Annotated in this window: 1 protein-coding gene; it reads left to right on the plus strand. The window is 45.7% G+C overall.

Annotated elements, in window-relative coordinates; translation table 11 throughout:
- The first annotated feature begins 361 nt into the window (after positions 1-361).
- Positions 362-1,636, plus strand: a complete 1,275-nt coding sequence (locus VB740_RS18085; RefSeq protein WP_323201337.1) for a glycosyltransferase — start codon at positions 362-364, stop codon at positions 1,634-1,636.
- Positions 1,637-1,687 lie beyond the last annotated feature (51 nt).

Raw genomic sequence — 1,687 nt, forward strand, 5'->3', positions numbered from 1 at the left:
GGGTAAGGGATTTAAAACCTTTCCCCCTTCCCCCTTCCCCTTTACCCCGCCAAGTTCACTTGGCGAACTACTAGTCTTACAAGTTTTTGCTTTTTTTACCATGCTATTTATGTCATCGGGTATATATGCGCCAGCCGCAGTAGCGATTAACTTAAACATTAGGAAAATATGCAAACTGGCTGGGTTGAAGCTAAAGGGAATCAATAAAAGCCCTTTGGCTTACTTTTTGATGGCATTTATATACAGCCTCACTGCCTGCGTTTTTCAGCCTTAGGAGTTTTTAACAAGCTCACTAAGCTCTTATGCTACCATCTTCAGACAAAATCTCTAGTAGAAATCAACCTGTATTAGGAAGTGGGCGATGCACATTGGATTTCTCAACCCTCAAGGCAATTTTGATTCAGCCAATAGTCACATAACGAAACACCCAGATTTTGGGGGTCAGCTGATCTATGTTAAGCAAGTCGCCATAGCCATAGCTCAAATGGGTCATAAAGTTGATATTCTAACCCGTCAAATTATTGACCCTGAGTGGCCAGAGTTTGCTGAAACATTTGAGACATATCCAGGAGTCGATAACGTCCGCATTATTCGTTTACCAGCAGGGCCAAAAGAATTCCTCCCTAAAGAGTTATTGTGGCCTTATCTGGTTACTGATTGGGTTCCCAACATCTTGAAATTTTATCAACAAGAAGGTGGCTTACCCGATGCTATGACTGCTCACTACGGCGATGGAGGAATATGTGGCGTTCTGATTGAAGAGGAGACAGGCATACCTTTTACCTTTACTGCTCATTCTCTCGGCGCTCAAAAGATGGACAAACTGGAAGTCACCCCAGAAAATCTGCCAGAAATAGATGAGCAATTCCATTTTAAATATCGCATCTTAGCCGAACGCCTGAGCATGAATCGCTCGGCTATTAACATCACCAGTACACGACAAGAACGCTTTGAACAGTATTCTCATCAAGTCTATAGTGGTGCAGTGGATGTAGACGACGACAACCGCTTTGCAGTGATTCCACCGGGAGCAGATTTCTCGATTTTCGGTGCAAAGGCACGTTCCGAAAACGAGGAAGCTACCGAAGAGTTGATTCAGGAGCGATTGGCACGGGACATTGCAGAAACCCGTCGAGATTTGCCCGTTATTGTAGCATCCAGTCGATTAGAGCTTAAAAAAAACATATTGGGATTAGTGCAAGCCTTTGCAATGAGTCCAACACTTCAGGAACGAGCTAACTTGATGCTAATTACAGGAGGGTTGGACGATCCTTTACGAGAGGAGGCTAGTGACGGCATAGCTGAAGAGGTATTAGCCCCTATTCGGGAAGTGGTCAAAGAAAAAGACTTGTCGGGTAAGATCAGTGCCTTTGGCTTATCAGATCAGTCTCAAGAGTCACTGGCAGCAGCCTATCGGTTTATGGTTAAACGCCGCTCGGTATTTGCGCTGACGGCACTTTACGAACCCTTTGGGCTTGCTCCCTTAGAAGCAGCAGTTGCAGGTTTGCCAGTGGTAGCAACCAAGAACGGTGGCCCCAGCGAGAGCTTGCGACAGGGAAATAAGGAATATGGCGTACTCGTCGACCCAGAAGATCCTGCTGATATTGCACGGGGCTTGGAGCGGTTGCTATGCTGACTTTTCCCGTTAAGTCTCTTTTGCAAGCTGCCAACCTTCACAAAGGTCATG

The sequence above is a fragment of the Nostoc sp. UHCC 0251 genome, from assembly GCF_034932245.1.
Lineage (GTDB): Bacteria > Cyanobacteriota > Cyanobacteriia > Cyanobacteriales > Nostocaceae > Nostoc.